The sequence below is a fragment of the Synechococcus sp. Nb3U1 genome (assembly GCF_021533835.1).
GTDB lineage: Bacteria > Cyanobacteriota > Cyanobacteriia > Thermostichales > Thermostichaceae > Thermostichus.
This window is the reverse complement of sequence record NZ_JAKFYQ010000002.1, coordinates 216,982-239,108: the sequence shown is the minus strand read 5'-3', so window position 1 is coordinate 239,108 and position 22,127 is coordinate 216,982. Positions and strand designations below refer to the sequence as shown.

Here is a 22,127-nt window from a genome sequence, read left to right as displayed (position 1 = left end):
TTCCAACAATCGGATCCCGAGGGCGTGAATTATGAAATTCGGACGCTGGTTGGGTCTTTGCTGCGCCTGTCTGATGGCATTGCTGTTGACGGCTTGTGGCAAGGGATCCACCCCCTACGACAGCATTGTGGTCAATTTTGTCAACACGGCCACTCCCAGTCAGATCTCCGCCATCGCTAAGGAGTATAACGTGTCGCTGCGCCTGAGCAGTGCCAGTTCCTTTGCTCGTCAAGAAGCCATCTACCTGTTCGATGTGGATGCCAATCATCAGGGATCCACGCGGCGCTTGATGAAGCGGCTTACGGATGAGGCTCTGATCGAATATGCCCATCCCAACTACCAGTTCCAGGCGGCGTTTGTGCCTAATGATCGCCTCTATCCTCAGCAATGGAACCTCAGAGCCATCAACATGCCGGAAGCCTGGGAGGTGTCTCAGGGGGAAGGAATCACGGTGGCAGTGGTGGATACCGGGGTGACCCAAGTCTCTGACCTAGCCCAAACCGAGTTTGTTAAGGGCTACGACTTTGTCGATGACGACGAGAACCCCGAAGATTTACAGGGCCATGGCACCCATGTGGCGGGAACCATCGCCCAGTCCACCAACAATTCTCTGGGTGTGGCGGGGATTGCCTTCAAGGCCAAGATCATGCCGGTGCGGGTCTTGGATGCCAACGGTTTTGGATCCCTGTCGGATGTGGTGGAAGGGATCCGCTACGCTGCCGACCATGGCGCCACGATCATCAACCTCAGCTTGGGTAGCCGTGCTTCTGCCCAGTTGATGCAAGAGGCAGTCACCTATGCCCACAGCAAAGGGGTGACGGTGATCGCGGCGGCGGGCAACGAAAATTCCAACCAAGTCAGCTTCCCGGCCCGTTATGAGCATGTGATCGCAGTGTCAGCTACCGGGCCCAATGGCGAGAAGGCTCCCTACTCCAACTACGGCGTGGGCGTCGATATTTCCGCTCCCGGCGGGGCGAAAACCCAGGATCACCCGGAATATGGCATTCTGCAGCAAACCATCAACCGCCGTAACCCCAATGAGGCCCTCTTCGCCTACTTCCAGGGCACCAGCATGGCCACTCCCCATGTGGTCGGTGTGGCCGCGTTGATCCAAGCTCAGGGGGTGAAAGACCCGGACAAGGTGGAAGAAGTCCTGAAGATGTCCGCCACGCCGGTACAGGACGACAAGCAGAACTTCTACGGTGCCGGTCGTTTGGATGCGGCCAAGGCGTTGGCACGGGCTACCGGGCAACAGGAAGAAAATCCCCTAGTACTCTGGTTCAAGGACTTCCTGCAGTATTTGAACAACAATGGCTATCTCAACCCCCGCTTCTGGTTTGATGGCGGCCCGATTGCCTTAGTGCCGAAGCTGCTGATGGTGGTGGGTGGATACATCATTATGGTGCTGATCCGCTGGTGGCTGGCTCCGAAGCGTCTGATCCAGTCCGTGCCCTTGGTAGCCGGGATCCTCTTGGGCAGTGCTGGTTTGTTCCCTTTGCAGGGGTTGGCGATTGTCGGTGGCCCCCGCTGGCCCTTCCAGGTGGCGGGTAGTTCCCTGCCGGAGTTGGGGACAGCCTTTGCCCAGACGAGTGCCTTGAATCCGCTGTTTGCCAGTGTGTTGATCCCGGGTTTGTTGCTGTTGCTGTTGCTGGGGCATCGACGCTGGCGCTGGGCCGTGATCGGCCTCTGTGTAGGTATGGCCTCGCATCTACTCTTGTCGGGATCCCTATTCTATGAGGGGGTGGTATGGTTTGGATCCTCTGCCTGGTTGGGTCGCTCCTTCTTGCTCCTCAATGGGGTGCTTTGCCTGGGCCTGGCCTACTTGGGGGCACAAGCTTCTATGGAACAGTCCTCCACAGCTACCGGGCTAGCGCTGAGGAAGTGATGCAGGAGCCTATTCAGGAGTACCAGGGCAAGATCGAGTTCCTGGATATCGAGTCGGGGGTGTGGGTGCTGACGGTGCCTTCCGGAACACACTACGCCCTCTTCCGCGCCCCCAAAGATCTCTTGCAAGAGGGGTTGGAGGTGACGATCCAGGGACAGGTGAAAGAAGACATGCTGACGGTGGCACAAGTAGGGCCGGTGTTGGAAGTGAAGAGCTTCAAACGGCAGCCCTAGCGCCTGTTGGCTCAATCTGTCACTCAATTTGTCGGTTGAATCAGTCCTACTGGGGATCCCTTCCGATTTCGGTGGAGGGGATCCCGATTTTTTAACCGGTGGAAGGTTCGGGGGAGCGCGCTTTACTTACAGGGATCAACTTCGGGAGAATGTCACGCTGCGCCCCGCCCCCGCTGCTGCAAGTAGTTGAGCACAGTGTTCAAATCTTTATCCCCACGCCCGGAGCAATTGATCACCACTCGTTGTTCAGGGCCAAGCTGGGGAGCTAAAGTTTCCAGGTAGGCAAAGGCATGGGCAGTTTCCAGGGCGGGGATGATCCCCTCTAGGCGAGAGGCCCTCAGTAAAGCTTCTACAGCTTCGTCATCGGTCACGGCATAGTATTCCGCCCGGCCAATCTCTTTGAGGTAGCTGTGCTCTGGTCCAACGCCGGGGTAGTCCAATCCGGCACTGATGGAATGGGCCTCCTGTACCTGACCCTCCTCATCCTGCAGCAGATAGCTCATCGCTCCGTGTAACACGCCCACCCGGCCTTGGGTCAGGGTAGCCGCATGGCGAGGGGTTTGGATCCCTTCTCCCGCCGCCTCAATGCCGATCAAGCGCACCGAGGGATCCCGCACAAATTCGTTGAACAGGCCCAGAGCATTCGAGCCGCCCCCCACACAGGCTAGCAATACATCCGGTAGTCCACCCCATTTTTCCTGACATTGCTGCCGCGTTTCCTGGCCGATCACATCGTGAAAGGCCCGCACCAACTTCGGGTAGGGATGGGGCCCTGCCACGGTACCGATTACATAGTGGGTGGTTTCCACGTTGGTCACCCAATCTCGAATCGCCTCTGAAAGGGCATCCTTCAGGGTCCGAGTGCCCGATTCCACCGCCTGCACCTCAGCTCCCAACATGCGCATCCGTTGCACATTCGGGGCCTGCCGCTCCATATCCAGTACGCCCATGTAGACGATACATTCCAAGCCAAAGCGGGCACAGACCGTTGCCGTTGCCACCCCGTGTTGTCCTGCTCCCGTTTCCGCGATCACCCGTTTCTTGCCCATGCGTACCGTCAACAGAGCTTGGCCGAGGGCATTGTTGATCTTGTGGGCCCCGGTGTGGTTGAGATCTTCCCGCTTCAGGTAAATCTGGGGGCCGCCGTAATGCTCTGTCAACCGCTGAGCAAAGTAGAGAGGGCTAGGCCGTCCAACGAAATCCCGCAGGAGGCTGTGGAACTCCGCCCGAAAGCTGGGATCCCCCCAGTGCTGCTCAAAGGCTTGCTCCAGTTCCGTCAGGGCGCTCATCAAAGTTTCCGGCACAAATTGGCCGCCAAATTGACCAAAGCGTCCTTGGGCGTCGGGGCGCAGGTGCGGATCCAAAGCAGCAGAGTTAATGCGGGGGGCAAGCGGGGTCTGAGTCATACTTAGGGATCCATTCAATGTTCAACAGGACGGGACAAGTTCCCCCATTCTACGGGAGGAAAAGCCCAACCCATGCAGGGAGATCGCCCAGCATCAGCGGCGGCGCGAAGCGCCGTCCGCACCAACGCAGTGTTAGACGCCCCGCTCATGCAGTCGCCCACTCTGCAGAGAGAAGCGCCGCCTGCTCCAGCACGGTCTGCGTCGCCTTTTCCTGCTTGTCAGGCGGGTAGCCGTACTTGCGCAGGATGCGCTTGACGAGCACACGCAGTTGCGCCCGCACATTCTCGCGCAGCGTCCAGTCGATGGTCACGTTGTTGCGCACGGTCGCCACCAGCTCCCGCGCGATGGTTCCCAGCGTCTCGGTAAGTGCCACCTGCACCGCGTGGAACTGGTGGTAGCCGGCCATCTTCTTAATCATGCGGCTGTCGTCGGGTTCGCACGCTTCGCCGCCAAGATCCCAGCCGCTCAATCCCTCGGGGCGCGCTCAGTACGGTGCTCCACGTCCTGGAACTGCATAAGGATGTCTTTGATGGCTCCAGGATGACGTGCCACCGCCCAGCGCCAGCGCCCAAAGCCGCCGTGCGCGTTGACGGACTGCACCCACTCGTCCAGATAGCGATGCTTGACCCGGTCCTGCTCGCTCTCCTCGCCTTTGGTTTCCAGGATGAGCATCGAACCATCTAAAAGCCGTACGAGGAAATCGGGCCGGTACTTGCGCACTGCGCCCTGGTGGATATAGGCAATCTCAAAGCCGAGATGGTCATTCTTGACCCAGGCCGCGACCGCTTCATTGTTCTCCAGCGCAAACGCATGGGAGGCCTCCCAGGCGCTGTCATAGACGCAGACGTTGATGTGGGATTTCCGGGTCGGATGGCACGGCTTGCCGGTGTACCAGGCCGTCATCTCGCCGGTGGAGCGCAGGGGATGGTCGCGGTCAAAGACCGGTTCCAGCCGTTCAGCGTTCTCCTGACGGACGGCGTCCAGCACGTGCTGGATGACGCGGCTCATGTTCAGGGTGATGATGAGCCGCCGGCGCAGTTCGTCTTGATAAAAGAGCGGCGGGATGATCTGGATGCGCTCAGAGCGAATGAACTGCTCGACGATCCGCACCAACTGCGCCAGCAAGACCTCGCGGCTACCCTTCCAGTTGTGCTTCATCTGGTCAAACACGTCCCGCGTCGTCTCGAAGATGATGCGCTGGGTGCGAAATTCCTGCGCCAAGCGCTCCAGCTCGATACGATCGATGTTGGTCACATCGGGTTTGCCTTCCAGGATGGGCGCCAGTTCGGCAAGCTGAGCGGTTTTGGCGGCATCCAGTTCCAGCGGCGCAAGGCGCGACCAATCCACCGTGAGCCTGGGCTGAAGCACGTGTTCGATGCGCACTACGTTGGGCCAGCGGATTTCGTAGGCGGCTTTAGCCGGGTTCACCTGCACGAGCGTCTTGGGTGTGGTCGGCGGGGGCGGGCCGCTTTCCGTGCTTTCGTGGGGTAGGAAGGTGAAGGGCACGCCGAAGATGTTGACGTATTCGGGGTCGAACAAACCCGTTTGCGGGTTGATTTCGTAGGAGGTGCGCCGCAAGCCGCGCCCCACCACCTGCTCGCACAAAAGCTGCGAGGTGAAGGCGCGCAGCCCCATGATGTGGGTGACCGTTTTGGTGTCCCAACCCTCGGAGAGCATGCCCACCGAAATAACCTTTTGGATGCGCTCGCCCGGCTGCCCCACTCTGCCCACCGTATCCACCATCAGACGCAGGCGCTCGGCTTTTTGAGCAGCAGTTAGTGGTTTGCGAAGAGGGGTTAGCGGTTCGCTTTCATCCTCACTCTCACGCTCACTATCCACTATCCACTGCCCACTAGCCACTTCCTCCTGCGCTTCGGCTTCGTCCAGCACCTTAGAGTCAATGTGCAGAATGCGCTGCGGGTCACAGAGTTCGTCAATGTGGATGCGCCGCGAATCGAAGGCGTGTTTAACGCGCGCCGCGGTCTCGGTGCGGTTGGCGACGGTGATCATCACCGGCGGGGTGGGCATGCCGGCAGCCTGCCAGGCCTTGAGCGTTTCGCGCCAGTCGTAGCCCAGCAGATAGTAGGCATTCAGCACCAGGTTCGGCAGCGGCTCGTGCGGCTCAGCTTTGCGGTTTAGGTCATCCTTCACCTCCGGGTTGTTGTAGATGTGGTAAAGGCGCGAGCGCTAGGTCTTGGCGTCCGGTACAGCGTCGTCTCGGATGACCACGCACGGGGTCTTGACCAGGCCGGATTCAATGGCGTCGTTCAGGCCAAAGTCGCTGACAATCCAGCCGAAGAGCGTCTCTTCGCCGCTCTTGCCGCCGCTGGGGGCAAAAGGCGTGGCGGAAAAGTCGTAGCACTTGAGCAGGCCGCGGGCGCGATGCAGGCGGTCGAGGCCGCCGATCCAGACTGTGGCTTCTTCGGCAGAGTCTTTTAGGTCGCGTTGACGCAGGTACTTATCACGCGCTTCCGGGTTGACGCGCCAGGCGTGATGGGCTTCGTCGTTGATGACCAGCAGGTTGCGGGCGTTTGCCATCTCGCCCAGCACCTCGCGGGTGTAGGCCTCGTCGCTCTTCGCGCCATGCTTGTCGACGCTCTTGCGCTTCTTGAGCTGCTCTTCGCTTTCCCAGGCCAGGGCGTGCCAGTTGCGCACCAGCACTTTTCCTTGGCGTAGCTTATCGAGCAGCGCCTGGGGGACGATATCGAAGGCTTCGTAGTAGTTGCCTTCCGCCGCAGGGTAGAGCACTTCCAGCCGCTTCTTGACCGTTAGCCCAGGTGTAATCACCAGCACGTTTTTGGAGAAACGAGCATCCTGCGGGTTGGTTACTTTATTGAGGATATGCCAGGCGATGACCATCGCCATCACAATGGTCTTGCCGGAGCCGGTGGCCATCTTGCAGCACTGGCGGAGGATCTCGCCGCCGTCGCCGGGGATTTCGATGCCGGTGCGTTCGGCCTCGGGCGCCTCGGTTAGCCAGATGAGCGTTTCCACGGCTTCCAACTGACAGAAGAAGAAGCGCCGCCGGTCGTAGGCTTCTGGATCCTGCCAGTGTTCGAGCAGGCGCTTGGTGATGCTCGTTACGCCCGGATAGCCGCGTTTGCGCCACTGCTTCAGGCGCGGGCGAATGGCGTTGACCAGCGGAATCTCCACGAACAGGCCGGGGTCATCGAAGGCTTTGGAGCCAGGGGTGGCGATGACGTAACCCGCCGGGCGGCGGCCTTCGGCAAGGTTGAAGAGTTTCGTGGCCGGGTCGTAGCGCCAGTGATAGCGCGGTTCCTCGTAGGGCGAGTTGACGATGAGGCGGTCTATGGTGGTTTTACCCATCACTCCACCTCCACCACCTTCAAACTCTCGATGCCCCGGTCATCCACAATTTTGACGGCGACGCGTTTGTATTCTCCCAGCTCAAAGGGCAGCGAGACCGTGCCCCAGTAGGCGCGGATGCGCTCCGGGTCAATTTCAGCTTTCAGGTTGCGGGCGAGGCGCGCCCAGGCTTCGTCATCGCCGGCCATCGGGAAGAAGACCTGGCGCGGGTAGAGGCTACGCCCGTCGTAATCGGTATCCAGCATCCACAGGGCGATTCTTTCCTTGCCGCCCGATTCCACGCCGCCGGTCTTGGTGTTGTAGTAGTCAAAGCCGTGGACAGTGACTTGTGCGTAGTGGATAGTGGTAGCGTCAGCGACGCAATGATTTCACGAGCCCGGTCAGCAATTTCCCGATTTCGTCGCAGGCGCTCAATGCGTCGTTGACGTTCTCCTGGGGCAAGAGATTCAAGTTCCCGCACAAAATCAGCAGCGTCTCCAATTCAGCTAGGGATCCCCGTGCTATGCCCAGAAACTGAAGAAACTCCCCGGTGCTGTGACGCGCCTGCCCCTCGGCGATGTTGGCCGGGATCGACACCGCCGCCCGCGTCAGTTGAGAGCGCATCCCATAGGTCTCTTCTTTGGGCAATTGCGATGCATAGCGATAGATCATCTCGGCCAACTCCATTGATTTTTGCCAGACGATCAACTCCCGATAACTTTGCAACGACGTCATAGGGCGCCAATGCCTCCTTCCGGCTATTCACTATCCACTCTTCACTCTCCACTACCACATCCGGCTGGCCGATGAGCCAGAAACTCTCGTTGCCCGCGCGCTTTTTCTTTAGGTCGTCGGTCAACAGGTCAGCGTTCATCTGTGCCTTGAGCAGAGTGACGCCCGGCCAGTTGGTCTCGTCGATGTCTTTGGATGCTTCGGGATCGAACTGGAATGCGGCAAAGACAATGAGTCTGGGCTTAGGCACGAGGCGCTGGGCCTCTTCGATGGCCTGCGCCACCTGCCGCTGTTCGAGCGGGGCGTGTTCCGGGCCAAAGGAGACGACCACGCGCATGGGGTTGTAGGCTGGGGCCTCCTCGCGCACCGAATCAGCGCCTTCGGCGCTGGGTTTGGTTTCGCCCTCGGCGTGCAGCCAGCGGCAGCCGGGCAGCGGCTCCAAGCGGCTGAAGCGGATGGATTGCCCCGCCTTGCCGCGGATGCCGGTCCTCAAGAGTTCGTCGCGCCATTCGCCCTGGCGTAAGGTCTCGCCGCTTCTCGCCGCTGTTGCGGCGAAGTGGCTAGTGGCTAGTGAATCGTGAATAGTCTCTTGCGGTTCGCTTCTTTCGCCATCCACCATTCCCAATACACTATCCACTGACTTCACCACCGGCGCAGGCACGGCCTCCACGGTGAACGGCCCGGTCACGCGCACCTTCTTTCTGTCAACAAACGGCTGATCATGAAGCGTTTCCTGGTCGGCGTGGCGGGCGATGGCTTCGTCCATCTTCTGCTGCATGGCGCGGCGCGCGGCGTGGAAGGTAGTGAATAGTGGTTGGTGGATAGTGGTTAGTTGTTGGTGAAGGCGCTCTTTCTCGGTTTCGGGAGCCTCGATGTGCAATTGGGCAAGGAAGTCGACCCAAGTGAAAGGGATCTCCCATTCGAGAAGTGCGTTGACCTTGACCACCTGACCGCTGGGCATGGTGAAGATGGCATCGTCTGGTGCCGAGAAATCAACAACCTGCCCTTCGCGCCCGCCGGTGGTGACCTGGAAGTGAATAGTGGTTAGTGGCTGGTGGGTAGTGGTTTGTGAGGAGTAAGGCGCGCTCTTCACTATCCCCTGACCACTATCCACTATCCCCTCTCCACTCGCCACTCTCTTCAGCGCGGCGTTCAGATCCGCCAATGCTTTTTCGATGGCCGGGTGCATGCGGGCGTAGATGCCGTCAATCTCCGGATTGTTGGCGATGGATTTGAGCGTGACATGCGGCACGGTCTTGTATTTGAAGCCGGAGCCGACGCCTTCTTCGGGATGAGCCAGTTCGTAGTAGTCAAAGATGGCGGTCATCAGGCGCTGCCGTGCAAGCGTGAGCGCCACGCGCGAGGTGTCGCAAGTGATCCAGCGCCGCCCCCACTGCTCAGCCACGTAGGCCGTGGTGCCACTGCCGCAGGTGGGGTCAAAGACCAGGTCGCCGGGGTCGGTAGTCATTAGGAGGCAGCGAGAGATTACTTTTGGTACAGTTTGAACTACATAGTCCTTCCCTATCAACTCCATAGTGTCGTTCCAAAAGTTTGATATTTCCGAGACAGGGAAATCTGTAAAATAGTGGATAAACTTTAAAGTGCTTTCAGACTAATATATGCGTTTGGCTCCTGCCAAATTATCTAACCCTTGTCTGATTGTTTTCCAGCATCTATTACTTCCTGGATAGTATTTCCTGTCATGAAATACATATTCAAAGGTGGTGGTTTCTGAGTATGTTCCTGAAAGAAGTGGTTGATATGTCAGATATCGAGATCCTTCAGGAATCTCAAGTAGATCTTTTGAGTTGACTACTTGATTATTGGTTAGCTCAACTTTGTCGTAATATGTTTCAAGACCGACTTCCTTTGTAATAAACAGTCGGTTATATTTTGCACTTTCCTTTTTCTTAACATACCAGATGATAAAATCATAAACTCCTTTAATGAGTTTACTGGCAAGGCCACTTGTGGTTTGGAATGCAATGATCTTGACAAAATTCCCCGCCCCAAACACCTCATCCATCAACTCCCGCACATGGTGCACGTTCTCATCGCTGATCTGCACGAAGATGCTGCCAGATTCATGCAGCAGCTCCCGCGCCAGAAGCAGCCGGTCGCGCAGGTAGGTCAGATACGAGTGAATCCCCAGCTCCCAGGTGTCGCGGAAGGCCTTGATCTGCTCCGGCTCGGCGGTGAGGTCTTCGTCCTTGCCGTCCTTCACGTCGCGCTTGTTCACAAACGGCTGAAAGTTGGAGCCGTACTTGATGCCGTAGGGCGGGTCGATGTAGATCATCTGCACCTTGCCCTCCAGGCCCTCTTTCTCCAAGAGCGAGTTCATCACCAAGAGCGAATCGCCGGCGATGAGGCGGTTCGACCAGCCGTGCTTGTGCTAATAGAACTCGACGGCCTCGCGCAGGGTTTCCTGGCGCTCCTCTTCGAATAGCCCCAACTGCACCGGCTGGGGCGCGCCGTTCTTCTTGCGCGCGGCCTCGATGATGGTCTTGGGGTCGATGCGCTCGTGGACGTGCAGCGAGACGGTCGGCACCTCAAAGGAGGTGTGCTCGGCCTTGCCCGCCCAGACCAGTCGTGGATCCAGATGCGGATCGTAGGCGTAGGTTTTTTTCTTCTGCCCGGCGTCGGGGTCGGTCTCCGGCGTCACCAGCCCGGCGGGCGGATTGTTGACGCGATGTTTGTCGCGGTGTTCGTAGGATTCGATGGGGCGCTTGCCAGGTACTGGAGTCGAATACTTCTTACGCGGCATATGGTTCCCCCGTGGTGGCGTAGGCCCATCTGAAGTCGGCCTTGAGGTCGGCGAACTTGTCGTCGTGGAAGGTGTCGGCGTGTTCCTTGCCGATGGTCGGCTGCTTGGCTTCGGATTTGAGCTTGGATCAGCGCGCCTCTTTGGGCACCCAAAATATGTTGTCGGCCTGGTACTCGTCGGGGTCTTCCTGGTCGGCTCCCTGGGCTCGGTCCGCTTCGAGCTTCGCATATTGTTCTTCGAAGGCATCCGAGATGTATTTGAGGAAGATCAGGCCCAGGACGACGTGCTTGTACTCGGCGGCGTCCATGCTGCCGCGCAGCGCGTCGGCCACCTGCCAGAGCTGGGCCTCGTAACCGACGGTGGCGCCCGTGGTGTTTGCAGTGCATGCGTTGTTCTTTCGCTTGGCCAATGGCTACCTCATTGGATCGTTGCGCTGCGGCGGTTCTCAGAGGCGTCTAACAAGAGGTTTCTGCGCCTGCCAGTTTTGAGCGCAAAGCAGATCGCGCCGGGAGGGGGAGCCTCCTAATTTCAGGGCTCCACTCCCAAGCAAGGGGGCTCTGCAGGGATCCCATCCTCCTGTAGGCACCCTGTTTGCTAACGTTAAGCTTGCCGGTATGACCATTGCTTGACCTTTTTTGTTGTTAAACCTCTCCCATGTCCACCCCATCCAGCAGCAGCGAAGCCGCCCAACGTTCCGCCCGTTTGGAAAAAGTCCAACATCTCCAGGAGCAAGGGATCCCTCCCTATGCCTATTCGTTCGCGGTTACCGATTTGGCGGGGGACTTGCAAGAGAAATTTGCTGATCTCGAGCCGGGTGCTGACCGAGAAGATGTGCAGGTGGCTGTGGCCGGGCGGATTCGGGCGCGGCGGGTCATGGGCAAACTGGCTTTTTTCACCCTCCAGGATCGCTCCGGCAGCATCCAGCTCTATTTGGAGAAAAAACGGCTGACAGAGCGGATGGGGGAGATGGCCTTCAAGAATTTGGATAAGCTCATCGACTCCGGCGACTGGATCGGGGCTAAGGGCTGCCTGAAGCGTACTGAAAAGGGGGAACTATCGGTATGGGTGGATGAGTATCAAGTGCTCACCAAAGCCCTGTTGCCCCTACCGGATAAGTGGCATGGCCTGCGGGATGTGGAAAAGCGCTACCGCCAGCGCTACGTGGATTTAATCGTCAACCCCGAGGTGAAGCAAACCCTGATTGATCGGGCCAAAACCATTCAATCATTGCGACAAACCTTAGAAAGTCAAGGGTTTTTGGAGATCGAAACCCCCGTGTTGCAGTTGATTCCTGGTGGGGCAGAGGCACGGCCTTTTGTGACCTACCACAATGTCCTGAACTTGGATCTGTACCTGCGCATCGCCACGGAACTGCACCTGAAACGCCTAGTGGTGGGGGGCATCGAGCGGGTCTACGAGATCGGGCGCATTTTCCGCAATGAGGGCATTTCCACCCGTCATAACCCAGAGTTCACCTCTTTGGAGGTGTATCAAGCTTTCGCCGACTACCACACCATGATGGAGCTGACGGAGACCCTGATCTGCAACGCTGCCCAAAGCGTGCGGGGATCCCTGCACCTGACTTACCAAGGGGAAGCCATTAACCTCACTCCCCCCTGGCGACGGGTGACGATGCAGGAGCTGGTGGAAGAGGCAACTGGGATCCCTATAGACATGGAAACCGGATCCACTACTGCTCTGCTGCCTGCCCTGAAAAAATTGGGGATCCCCGATCTCTCTGGGCAGGACTCCCCCGGCAAGCTGCTGGTGAAAGCCTTCGAGCACTGTTGTGAAAGCCAGTTGCGCCAGCCCACCTTTGTCTTGGACTATCCAGTCGAAGTATCTCCCCTAACCAAACCCCACCGCAGCAAACCGGGGTTGGTGGAGCGCTTTGAGCTGTTTATCGTCGGGCGAGAGACGGCCAATGCCTACTCGGAGCTGACGGATCCGCTGGATCAACGGCAACGGCTTGAGGCACAAGCAGCCCTGAAAGCAGCCGGGGATGAAGAGGCCCATTTTCTGGACGAAGACTTCCTCACCGCTCTGGAATACGGCCTACCTCCTACGGGCGGCATGGGCATGGGGATCGACCGGCTGGTGATGCTCTTGTGTGATGCCCCTAGCATTCGGGATGTGATCGCTTTTCCGTTGCTGCGGCCAGAGGCTGCTGAAGGAGCCGATGAAGCCCAATAGAAGACAAACGGGTCGAATGATCCTGCAAGAACGCTATCGGGGATCCCTGCTGGGTCTGGCAGTGGGCGATGCCCTCGGAACCACCTTGGAGTTTAAGCGCCCCGGATCTTTTACCCCAATTACAGAGATCACCGGGGGCGGCCCGTTTGGCTTGCCTCCCGGCTACTGGACAGACGACACCTCGATGGCCCTCTGTCTGGCGGAAAGCCTGCTTGCCTGCCAGGGGTTTGATCCTGCCGACCAAATGAACCGCTACGTGGACTGGTGGCAGAACGGTCATCTCAGTTCCACCGGACGTTGCTTTGATATTGGTGGCACTGTCAGCCGTTCCTTGGCCCGTTACCTAGAGGACGGGGATCCCTATAGTGGCTCTAGTTCCCCCAGAACTGCCGGCAATGGATCCCTGATGCGCTTGGCTCCCATTCCATTGTTTTTTCTGCAGGATCCCCATCTGGCCTTGCAGCGGGCTGCCGACAGTTCCCGCACCACCCATGCGGCCCCCACCTGTCTAGATGCCTGCCGCTACTATGCCGGACTGATCCTCGGGGCTCTGCAAGGGCTCCCGAAGTCTGACCTCCTGACCCCCTACTTCTCTCCCATTGCTGATGGCTGGGCCTCTCAACCCCTAACCGATGAGATCGCCGAGATTGCCGCCGGATCTTTTCGACAGCGCCACCCCCCGGAAATACAGGGATCCGGCTATGTGGTCAGATCCTTGGAAGCCGCTCTCTGGGCCTTCTATCACAGCGAGAGCTTTGCTGAAGGGGCTCTGCTGGCGGTAAATTTGGGGGATGATGCCGACACCACCGGGGCCATTTACGGACAACTGGCTGGAGCCTACTACGGCAAGCGGGGGATCCCGGAGTCTTGGCTGGAAACCCTCGCCCTACGCGAGACCCTCGAAGACTACGCCACTCAGCTCTACAAGGCTGCACTGAACCAGACCTGAATCGCCTCTGGATAGGGATCTGAGAGGCCACGCATGGGATCCCTATCCAACCCTTGGGGGCTCCTCTACCCCTGAGAGTTTGGCAGAGTTTGGCTTCAGCCAGTGAATCCCTGCCGCAACAGCAAACAAAGTCAGCACTAAGAGAGTGCTCAAAGCTGCTGCTTGGTGGGTATAACCCCCCTGTTGCAGACCAAAAACCAGCCATCCCAACGTTTCAGTTCCGGATCCAACCAAGAGTGCGGACAGAGTCAATTCCGCAAAAGATTGCAAAAAAACCAACAACATCGCTGCTGCCAAAGCAGGTGTGAGCAAAGGCAGCAAAATATAGCGGAAGCTCTGGATCAGGTTCGCCCCATCGATGTTGGCGGCTTCCTCTAAACTGGTGTCGAGGCTACGCCAAGCAGCTTGAATCGGCTGCAACGAAAAGGCCAAAAACCGTCCCAAATAGGCGATCAAAATTAGCCATAGGGTTCCATAGAGGGTTAACCCAGGCAGGGGAGAGGGCAACCACACCAAAATTAGAGACAACGCAAAAATAATGCCCGGCAAAGCGTAGGGCAAGTCCACGATTAGGCTGAGAACCAGCAGCAGAGGCATTTTCAATCGCGTGAGAGCGTAGCCCAAGATCACCGCTATACAGCTACTGAGTACTGCTGATCCCGAGGCCAAACCCAAGCTGTGCACCGTGGCGCGGCGAGCTCGCTCTAGGTCAAAAATCACAAAGCGGAAATGCTCCAGAGTGAGATTCGACCACAGCAAAGGCAGTCCATAGGCCCGTAGCAAGGCAGTGCTCGCCATTGCCAACAAAGGCCCGACGATTACCAGCAAGGTCAGCCCCATCAGGATCCCGCTCCACCACCAGCGCTCCCAGCCCAGGCGATACCGTTCGGGGGGCTCATGACTGGGATCCAACCCCTCCTGCCCTCGCCCTCTCTGTTGTAGACCCAGAAAGAGAATGGCCGGTAAACCAAACAACACCGCCAGCGCCGCGCTGCGCCCAAACCCATCACCACTAAAATTGATTACCTCCTGGTACAGCAAGGTGGGCAAGGTCGTGTACCGTCCCGGGATCGCCAACAAAGCCGGGATCCCGAAATTGCCCAAAGCTCCCAAAAAGGCCAGCACCGCCGCTGCCCCGATATAAGGTCGCAACAGAGGCAACGTAACGTAGAGCCAAACCTGCAGCAGATTAGCCCCATCCAAGCGAGCCGCTTCCTCCGTCTGTTTCTGGAGCCGACTTAGCCCCGAAACCAGGGTCAAATAAACAATCGGCAGGGTAAAGAGACTGAGAAGGAGGATGATTCCCCCCGGCGTGTAGAGGCTCCACAGCGCCCCCTGCCGACCCAAAGCCAGCCGTAGCCCTTGTTGCAAATAGCCGACCGGCCCAGCCCATTGGATCCAGGCCAAGGCCAATACCTGAGGCGGAATCACCAAAGGAGATAAAAAGAGCACCCGCAGGATCCCTCGACCCGGTAAGTCCGTTTGGGTTGTGATTACTGCCAGCACCAGGCCACCCATGAGGGCTAACCCTGTAGAGACCGCCGATACCCAAAGGCTGTGCCGCAGTGCCAGATGAACTCGCGAGGTTTCCAGCAACCAATGGATATTCTCGAGACTGATCCTTCCTTCGCGGCTTAAGGCCCGCTGCATCAGCATCAGCAGGGGATACCCATGGGTGAAGGCGAGAAGAACGGCTACCCCCATGAGCCAGGGAGCCACAGGGTGCCTCCACCCATTCCTCTGTCCAGAGAAAAAATCGCTGCGTTTTCGCAAGAGTCTATTCGGCCTGTCCTCAGCAGTCTACGAGCAGTTTATGTAACTGGTCACTGGCGGCATCCTCCCGCTTTACTCCCCAAACAGCTCAGAAAACCGAGCTTTATCCGCCTCACGGGTCTCGGCTAACTCCGCAGCAGGAGCGCTTAAAACCGTTAGCTCACTCAAAGCCGGAAAGCCTTCTGGAGGGGTGACATCCTCCCGGAGCGGCATATAGCCAATGTCCACAGCTACCTGCTGCCCTTCCTGAGACAACAGAAAGTCTACAAAGGCTTGAGCCGCCTCCAAATTGGCCGCCCCTTTCACGATTCCGACAGGCTCTGTGATGAGCGGCACCCCCTCACGGGGATAGATCACATCCACCGGGGATCCCTCATTACGATTGCGGATGGCGAGAAAATCTACCACCATCCCATAGCTTTGCTCACCGGCAGCCACATTCCGCACCACCGCTCCATTGCCCTGAACCAAGACTGCATTGTTGTCTTTGAGCGCTTCGTACCAGCTCCACCCCAGCGCTGGGTTGCGGGTGATGACCCCTAAATTGTAGGCTGCAGCACCCGAGTAGGTGGGGCTAGGCATAACCACCTGAGCATCGGGAACCTCCGCCAAAGCGGCCCAACTGTCGATGGGTTCGGCCAAAGCAGTGTTGTAGACAATCACAGTGGCGAGAATTTTCGTGCCGAAGTAGTGACAATCTTCATCGTAGTAAGTGGGAGCAATGGCTTCAGCCTCAGGGCTACAGTACGGCTCCAACAAATCGCGAGATTTCAACAGTTCAAACGTGGGTGCATCAGCGATCAACAAAATATCCGCCTGGGGTGCTCCTGCTTCAGCCTCTAACAGAAATCGGCTGATCACTTCTTCGGTACCTGACCGAAAAATCTCTACAGAAATCTCTGGATAAGCAGCCTGAAAAGCAGCAGCGGTCTGTTGAGCATCTGCATCCGGCTGAGAGGTGTACAAACGCAACGTTCCAGAGGGCTGTGCAAGCGCTGGATGCAGGGATCCCTCGACAAAAGGCTGCACAAAAGCAACCCCACACAGCACTGCCAAGAATGATAAAGGACGCACAGTGAGCCTCCTAAGCAATTCGAGAACTTTTTTCTTTATTCACCGTACCGCGACTTAGGGCAATCTCGAAATTGATCGAAGATCAATCTCTTGATCTCAAGATTTTTCTAAGGTTAGGAAGATTACAAATGCTTCTCAAAGATTATCTCTTGGTTATTGCTTAATTAAGAAAAGGTTATTTCAGAAAAGGTTGTCAAAAACGTGGTTTGGGAAGAGAAAGTCGTGCCAAGACTCCTTTCGCTATCCGCCTCGGCTAACAATCGGACTCTAGACCACTCCAAAGCCGCCTCTCACCCATAGCTGATCAAAGGCCAGAACTTGTCTGAGACTGACTTGTTAATGCTGTGCAAAAAAGCGGGCGGACGGAATCGAACCGACAACAACAGTTTGGAAGACTGTAGTTTTACCATTAAACTACGCCCGCACAGGCACTCACCTGTACCGGATGCCTATGATAACACCTCTGCTCCACCCAGAATCCGCAACCGGCTTTACAGCCTTTTCCAGCCTTACCTGATACAGCAGATTCAGGTCAATCCCTTGCTCCATAAAGTTTTTTGCCTAGCTCAAGGGCCTGCGTGAAGTCGGAAAAGGCTGTACTAGGGATGTGGATGTTTTAAGCGTTTCTTCTACTACTTGTGAAAGTCTTTCTCGTAACGCTCTCCCTCGGTATGGTAGGTATTTCAGCCCTTGAGGGAAACCGCCAAGCCCCAGCTCAGCAACACAAACAACGACCAAGACAGCCCTCCGCCCGAAAGTAAGTCCAACCTCGCCAGAAAGCCATTGACGATCCCGTAGCGACCAAGCAAATGGTAGAACTGATGGCGGCGGTAGTGTTGAAAGTCCTGATGCTGGCTGTTCATCTGCCGCTAAGATTCCCCCATTCCTGTTCGGCCAGCTCCAGCTCTGCGGCCATTTCTTGCGGTTGAGGACGGGTAAATTCTCCCAGGCGCGGTTGGCGGGCAATAGCCCGTTGTCGGATCTGTTGCACGTCTTCCTGGCTATACTGGGATCCCGGGCCCACACACAACTTCATAATCCTTAATTTAAGCCGGCTGGATCTTGCAGCTCATTAAGCTCCTCATTGTCTGGGATCCCAGCCGCTAGACTAAACAGTAAGCCTGCTCCTGAAGGTTTCGATGTCCCTGTGTTTGCCCATAACTTGCTCTTTGTGCCAATAGGGCTATGACCTCTACCCGCTCTAGACCTGCCTCTCGCCAGAGCCGTCAGAGTCGTACTTCCCTACTGAGCGATCTGTTGGGGGCTTTGCCCCACCTGCGTCCGCAGCTGTATTTCAAATCCTCTCTGGTTGCCCTTAGCCACGCCATTGAGGATCAGGTCTTACAAGGTCAGGGATCCCCGTGGGTATTCGCCAATTTTCAGAAGGAGCGCTACTACCGACAGGAGGCCCGCCGTTACCGTCGCATCAGTGCCGTTGCCCAAGATGTCTTTGTATTAGCGACCCCGGAAACGGATTTTGCTCAAACAGAGCTGCCCTATCACACCATCCCCCTTGATCCGGCAGATCCCTTGGCGCAGGAATGGCATTTAATCGTCATCGATGTCAGTTACACCACCTGCTTGGTCTGCCGGGAACGGGCACAGATCAAGCGCAGCCAATCCTGGGGGGGCAGCGATATGGATACGGCCCGCCAGTTTGATGGGGTTTGGTCTTTTGATCGCCTCACCACTACACAGGCGGCTTTGGCCCTGCTACCCAAGATCCTCAGCTACCGACCGGATTTGACCCCTCGCATCGAGCCGATTCGCCAGCACCTAGAGGGATCCCCAGCGGATAGCACCAGCCAACTCAACCCCGGCCCTTTCACGGAACGCTTGATCACCTACCTACAGGCGGGGCAATACAAACTGCAGCGTACCTACCGCACCATTCAGGCCCAAGAGCGCAAGGAACATCTGATCAACCGCATCAGTAGTGCCATTCGTCAGTCTTTGGATCCCGGCGATATTCTCGCCATTGCCGTGCAGGAGTTGGGTCAGGTGGCGGCAGTAGGGCGGTGTCTGGTCTACCGCTATGATGGCCAGGCCCCTGAGGCCCGGATCGAGCAGGAGTATCGCACGTTAACGATGGGCAGCCTCAAGGGATCCCTTTGGCCGATTCAAATCAACCCCTTTTTGCGGGAGGCCATTCAGTTGGGGCAGCCAGTGTGCTGTGAAGACAGCGAGAGCGATCAGCGCCTACAGGGGAGCCCAGAGCTGTGGCAATCTGCCAAGATCCACGCTTGGGTGGCCATGCCAATTCTCTACCAAGGACGGCTACTGGGCATCTTGGAGCTGCACCATGAGCAACCCCACCGCTGGCAATCGGCCACCCTGGAGCTGGCAGAAGCCATCGCCAATCAGGTGGGGGTCGCCCTTCTGCAGGCGGAAGCCTACCAACATCTAGGGGAGCTGAATCAGCAACTGGAAGCTCTGGATCAGGCCAAATCGGAGCTGATCGCTGTGACAGGACATGAGCTGCGCACCCCCCTCTCCACCATTCAGGTTTGCTTAGAGTCTTTGGCCAGCGACCCGGATATGCCCTTGGAGATGCGCCAGGAAATGTTGAATACGGCCCTGCAGGATGCCAGTCGGCTGCGGGAGTTGGTGCAGGATTTTCTCACCCTCTCCAAGCTGGAAAGTGGTCGCATCCGTTGGCACATCGAACCCCTTTCAGCACAAGAATGTGTGGATCTGGCCCTGAGCAACATCAAAGCCCGTCGTCGGCATGAGGCATTGCCCGCCATTGAGCAAGTGCTGCCCAAGCGGCTACCGATGGTGAGCGCCGATGGGGAATGGCTGGTGGAAGTGTTGCGCAAGCTGCTGGACAATGCCTGCAAGTTTACCCCCGCCAGTGGGCAGATCTGGATCCGAGTCGAGGTGGTGGAAGCGGCTGCTGGATCGGTAGGGATGGTGAAGTTCACCGTTGCCGATAGCGGGCGCGGCATTGAGCCGGATCGGTTGCAGGCTATTTTCGAGCGGTTTTACCAAGCGGAGGGATCCCTGCGGCGTTCGGTGGGGGGGACGGGCTTGGGACTGGCTATTTGCCGATTGATCATCGAGGCAATGGGGGGTCGCATTTGGGCGGAATCGGCGGGTTTGAACCAAGGTAGCGCTTTCCATTTCACGTTGCCGATGGTTCATCCCCAAACCCAAGGGAAACTCTCGATTGCCGCTTGATCTAGAGCCTGAGTCTGAGGAGATTGACGGAGCAACAGTTTTTGAGTTTGAACTTTTGTCAAAAGTTATCGACTCAGGGGCCACCAGCTCACCTTGCCACGGGTGTTGCCGTAGATCTCATCCAGTTGCTCCAAATCTCGAATTAAGAGGCCATCGTTGCCTGCTTCTGGGTGCAGTTGAATCACCCCAACCTGGGTCATGCCTTTGAGCACTTGTTCCACGGTACGGGGGTTGAGCTGGCTGGCTCGGGCGATGATGTCGATGGGCAGATCGAAGCTAAAGATCCCGGAGCTATCCGGCTGGTTGCCCAGCTCTTGCTCTTGGTAAACTAAGGCTTTGAGCACCGTGGCCACTGCCTGTGGGGGATAGGCGCTGCAATTGAGCAGATGATATTGAAACTTTTCCCGTAACTCGAATAGGCGCTTGTAACGATGCTGAAGGCTTTCGTGGTTGCGGTACAGCTCTTGAAACGCCTCCAGGGAAACGCGCAGAACTGTGGTGGTTTTGTAGGCTTCCACCAAGCTGGGAAAGGCATAGTCTAACAGGCCGTAGCTGAAGGGCAAATTGCGCATGCCCAAGCAACTACCGGGGTAATTGATGCCGATGATACGATCCAGAGGGCTGCTGCGGATGATGATCGGCCCACCGGCAAGCACAACATAGAGGTTCTGTAGAGATTTTTCCGGTTGGAAAGCGGTAAAAAGAGACTGGCTGGCGTAGAACTTCTCAATTTGATGGGCTTCAACCTTCAGCTCCCCTGCCAAAGCAACGGGATCCCAGCTGCGAAACAAGTACGAGTCCTGCACCAAGCCCTGTAACACCTGTGAGAGGGGGCCTGTGAAACTGTCGGGGATGCGCGTACTAGGCATACAAGGGGCTGAGGGCATCTCTGGCAACAGGCTAGCATCCTCATTTTGCCCACACAACGCCTGTTTGACCGCCCCTTAAGGAGTTTCGCCCCTGCTAAACACAGCCTAGGGGTTGTTCGTCTAGGTCTGAGGCTGGGTACCCACCTCTGCTGGCGGCAGCTCCACCTCACCACTAATGACCTTGTAGATCAGGGATCCCAGCAGTGCGCCGATGATCGGAGCCACCCAGAACAACCACAGTTGGGCCACCGCCCAATCACCGACAAACAGGGCCACCCCCGTACTGCGGGCCGGATTCACAGAGGTATTGGTCACAGGGATGCTGATCAGGTGAATCAAGGTCAGACAAAAGCCTATGGGGATCGGGGCGAACCCCTGCGGAGCGCGGGAGTCGGTGGCGCCGAGGATGACCAGCAAAAACATCATCGTCATCACCACTTCACACACCAGAGCGGCCAACAGTGAATAGCCCCCCGGCGAATGCTCCCCATATCCATTGGAGGCAAACCCCGCCGAGACATTGAACCCCGGCTGACCACTGGCGATCAAAAAGAGGATTCCGCCCGCTACAATACCGCCGATTACCTGGGCAACGATGTAGGGAATCACTTGATAGGTGGGGAAGCGGCCACTAGCCCACAAGCCCACTGAAACTGCCGGATTCAGGTGGCACCCAGATATGTGACCAATGGCGTAGGCCATGGTTAAAACGGTTAACCCAAAGGCCAGAGAAACCCCCAGCAATCCGATGCCCAAGTCTGGGAAAGCAGCCGCCAAAACAGCACTGCCACAGCCGCCCAGAACCAACCAGAAGGTGCCGAAGCCCTCAGCAATGTATTTCTTCACAATCGATTCCTTAATGGATGATGATCTCGTCAGAAAAAGCTGCTTAGTAAATTATTTTACTGGTATCTTAAGTGTTAGAAAAAACACCCAAGAAATTGTCCTCCTGGGTTGATTATCTCAGAGGGATCCTGTTTCGAGAAGATGATAATTCCGAGATTTGTCATAAATCTTTTCGAGAATCTCTTTTCTCTTGCAGGAGGTTGCGGGGGAGCTGTATTTGGGGTAGTCCGTGGTTTTCAGCCGTCTTGAGGCAAAGAATATGGCAAAGTGAGGTGGGAGCATTCAAGACTTGGCCATGTCTGCACCTCTTTTGGTTCTCCTTGCTGTGGTCGGTGGCTACTTCCTCGGCTCAATCCCAACTGGATACTGGGCGGGGCTTTGGTGGGGGGGCATCGACATCCGCACACAGGGATCCGGCTCTACGGGGGCAACGAATGTGTTGCGCACCTTGGGCAAAGGGCCAGCGCTACTGGTGTTGCTGGTGGATACTTTCAAGGGAGCAGCCGCAGTTGGTTTGGGGTGGGCGTTGGGATCCCCGTGGTGGGTGGTGTTGGCCGCTTTGCTGGCGATGATCGGCCATAGCCGCTCCTGTTGGCTGGGCTTCAAGGGGGGCAAATCGGTGGCCACTAGCCTGGGCATTTTGTTAGCCATGGCTTGGCCGGTGGCCTTGGCGATTTTTGGGGTGTGGCTGCTGGGGATCACCCTCACCCGCATTGTTTCCTTCAGTTCTATTCTGGCGGCAGTGTCCGCTCCCGTGTTGATGTGGGTGACTGCTCAGCCCCTGCCCTATCTGTTGTTTGCCTTGGCGGGGGGAGCATATGTAGTCACCACCCATCGGCGCAATATTGAGCGGTTGCTGGCGGGATCCGAACCGCGTATCGGCCAAAAATGGGCTCAATCTCCCTGATCTCAACCCC

Annotated in this window: 21 protein-coding genes, 1 tRNA gene and 1 pseudogene; 6 read left to right on the top strand and 17 right to left on the bottom strand. The window is 57.3% G+C overall.

What is annotated here, in order from left to right:
• Window positions 1-31: 31 nt before the first annotated feature.
• Window positions 32-1,885 (top strand): S8 family serine peptidase, encoded by a 1,854-nt coding sequence (locus L1047_RS11590; protein WP_235279133.1) that lies wholly within the window; start codon window positions 32-34, stop codon window positions 1,883-1,885.
• On the top strand, window positions 1,885-2,118 hold the full coding sequence (locus L1047_RS11585; protein ID WP_235279132.1) for a hypothetical protein: 234 nt from the start codon (window positions 1,885-1,887) through the stop codon (window positions 2,116-2,118). The genes L1047_RS11590 and L1047_RS11585 overlap by 1 nt, the downstream gene beginning before the upstream one ends.
• A gap of 152 nt (window positions 2,119-2,270) precedes the next feature.
• Here L1047_RS11585 and trpB read toward each other — a convergent pair whose 3' ends face one another.
• From trpB to L1047_RS11535, 10 genes and pseudogenes are all read right to left on the bottom strand, one after another.
• The gene (gene trpB / locus L1047_RS11580; protein ID WP_235279131.1) at window positions 2,271-3,524 is read right to left on the bottom strand and encodes a tryptophan synthase subunit beta; all 1,254 of its coding nucleotides are present in this window, start codon (window positions 3,522-3,524) and stop codon (window positions 2,271-2,273) included.
• A gap of 145 nt (window positions 3,525-3,669) precedes the next feature.
• A complete protein-coding gene (locus L1047_RS11575; protein ID WP_235279130.1) occupies window positions 3,670-3,993 on the bottom strand; it encodes a type I restriction enzyme endonuclease domain-containing protein in 324 nt (107 codons plus the stop codon).
• Window positions 3,990-5,675, bottom strand: coding sequence for a hypothetical protein (locus L1047_RS11570; protein WP_235279129.1), 1,686 nt, complete (start codon window positions 5,673-5,675; stop codon window positions 3,990-3,992). Before L1047_RS11570 ends, L1047_RS11575 begins: the two co-directional genes overlap by 4 nt.
• 36 nt (window positions 5,676-5,711) lie before the next feature.
• Window positions 5,712-6,851 (bottom strand): DEAD/DEAH box helicase family protein, encoded by a 1,140-nt coding sequence (locus tag L1047_RS11565; RefSeq protein ID WP_235279128.1) that lies wholly within the window; start codon window positions 6,849-6,851, stop codon window positions 5,712-5,714.
• Complete coding sequence (locus L1047_RS11560) at window positions 6,851-7,132, bottom strand: hypothetical protein (protein ID WP_235279127.1); 282 nt, start codon at window positions 7,130-7,132, stop codon at window positions 6,851-6,853. Before L1047_RS11560 ends, L1047_RS11565 begins: the two co-directional genes overlap by 1 nt.
• 70 nt (window positions 7,133-7,202) lie before the next feature.
• Window positions 7,203-7,502, bottom strand: a complete 300-nt coding sequence (locus L1047_RS11555) for a four helix bundle protein (protein WP_235279126.1) — start codon at window positions 7,500-7,502, stop codon at window positions 7,203-7,205.
• A 1,411-nt stretch (window positions 7,503-8,913) separates the two neighbouring features.
• A pseudogene (locus tag L1047_RS16530) lies at window positions 8,914-9,096 on the bottom strand (DNA methyltransferase); the annotation flags it as partial.
• A gap of 78 nt (window positions 9,097-9,174) precedes the next feature.
• Complete coding sequence (locus L1047_RS11545) at window positions 9,175-9,903, bottom strand: DNA methyltransferase (protein WP_235279659.1); 729 nt, start codon at window positions 9,901-9,903, stop codon at window positions 9,175-9,177.
• 51 nt (window positions 9,904-9,954) lie between these two features.
• A complete protein-coding gene (locus L1047_RS11540) occupies window positions 9,955-10,326 on the bottom strand; it encodes a hypothetical protein (protein ID WP_235279125.1) in 372 nt (123 codons plus the stop codon).
• Between the two features lie 127 nt (window positions 10,327-10,453).
• Window positions 10,454-10,735 carry a type I restriction-modification system subunit M N-terminal domain-containing protein gene (locus L1047_RS11535; protein WP_235279124.1) on the bottom strand — a complete coding sequence of 94 codons (282 nt, stop codon included), beginning with the start codon at window positions 10,733-10,735 and terminating at the stop codon, window positions 10,454-10,456.
• 245 nt (window positions 10,736-10,980) lie between these two features.
• Between L1047_RS11535 and lysS the strand changes: the two genes are divergently transcribed.
• Entirely contained in the window at window positions 10,981-12,519 is a 1,539-nt protein-coding gene (gene lysS / locus L1047_RS11530) for a lysine--tRNA ligase (protein ID WP_235279123.1), read from the top strand.
• Window positions 12,506-13,468: an ADP-ribosylglycohydrolase family protein gene (locus L1047_RS11525; protein WP_235279122.1), complete on the top strand. Its 963-nt coding sequence runs from the start codon at window positions 12,506-12,508 to the stop codon at window positions 13,466-13,468. The genes lysS and L1047_RS11525 overlap by 14 nt, the downstream gene beginning before the upstream one ends.
• Window positions 13,469-13,510: 42 nt before the next feature.
• Here L1047_RS11525 and L1047_RS11520 read toward each other — a convergent pair whose 3' ends face one another.
• From L1047_RS11520 to L1047_RS11500, 5 genes are all read right to left on the bottom strand, one after another.
• Window positions 13,511-15,187, bottom strand: coding sequence for an ABC transporter permease (locus L1047_RS11520; RefSeq protein WP_235279121.1), 1,677 nt, complete (start codon window positions 15,185-15,187; stop codon window positions 13,511-13,513).
• Window positions 15,188-15,313: 126 nt separating this feature from the next.
• On the bottom strand, window positions 15,314-16,315 hold the full coding sequence (locus tag L1047_RS11515; RefSeq protein ID WP_235279120.1) for an ABC transporter substrate-binding protein: 1,002 nt from the start codon (window positions 16,313-16,315) through the stop codon (window positions 15,314-15,316).
• A gap of 353 nt (window positions 16,316-16,668) precedes the next feature.
• Window positions 16,669-16,739: transfer RNA gene (locus tag L1047_RS11510), tRNA-Gly, on the bottom strand.
• A 259-nt stretch (window positions 16,740-16,998) separates the two neighbouring features.
• Window positions 16,999-17,178 (bottom strand): 2TM domain-containing protein, encoded by a 180-nt coding sequence (locus L1047_RS11505; protein ID WP_235279119.1) that lies wholly within the window; start codon window positions 17,176-17,178, stop codon window positions 16,999-17,001.
• Complete coding sequence (locus L1047_RS11500) at window positions 17,175-17,351, bottom strand: hypothetical protein (RefSeq protein ID WP_235279118.1); 177 nt, start codon at window positions 17,349-17,351, stop codon at window positions 17,175-17,177. The genes L1047_RS11505 and L1047_RS11500 overlap by 4 nt, the downstream gene beginning before the upstream one ends.
• Before the next feature lie 149 nt (window positions 17,352-17,500).
• On the opposite strand from L1047_RS11500, the gene L1047_RS11495 reads away from it, so the two are divergent.
• Window positions 17,501-19,495 carry a DICT sensory domain-containing protein gene (locus L1047_RS11495; protein ID WP_235279117.1) on the top strand — a complete coding sequence of 665 codons (1,995 nt, stop codon included), beginning with the start codon at window positions 17,501-17,503 and terminating at the stop codon, window positions 19,493-19,495.
• Between the two features lie 65 nt (window positions 19,496-19,560).
• Here L1047_RS11495 and L1047_RS11490 read toward each other — a convergent pair whose 3' ends face one another.
• Window positions 19,561-20,364: a Crp/Fnr family transcriptional regulator gene (locus L1047_RS11490; protein WP_235279116.1), complete on the bottom strand. Its 804-nt coding sequence runs from the start codon at window positions 20,362-20,364 to the stop codon at window positions 19,561-19,563.
• Between the two features lie 120 nt (window positions 20,365-20,484).
• Window positions 20,485-21,210 carry an aquaporin Z gene (gene aqpZ, locus L1047_RS11485; protein WP_328286067.1) on the bottom strand — a complete coding sequence of 242 codons (726 nt, stop codon included), beginning with the start codon at window positions 21,208-21,210 and terminating at the stop codon, window positions 20,485-20,487.
• A gap of 295 nt (window positions 21,211-21,505) precedes the next feature.
• On the opposite strand from aqpZ, the gene plsY reads away from it, so the two are divergent.
• Window positions 21,506-22,117, top strand: a complete 612-nt coding sequence (gene plsY, locus L1047_RS11480; RefSeq protein ID WP_235279115.1) for a glycerol-3-phosphate 1-O-acyltransferase PlsY — start codon at window positions 21,506-21,508, stop codon at window positions 22,115-22,117.
• The last annotated feature ends 10 nt before the right edge of the window (window positions 22,118-22,127 follow it).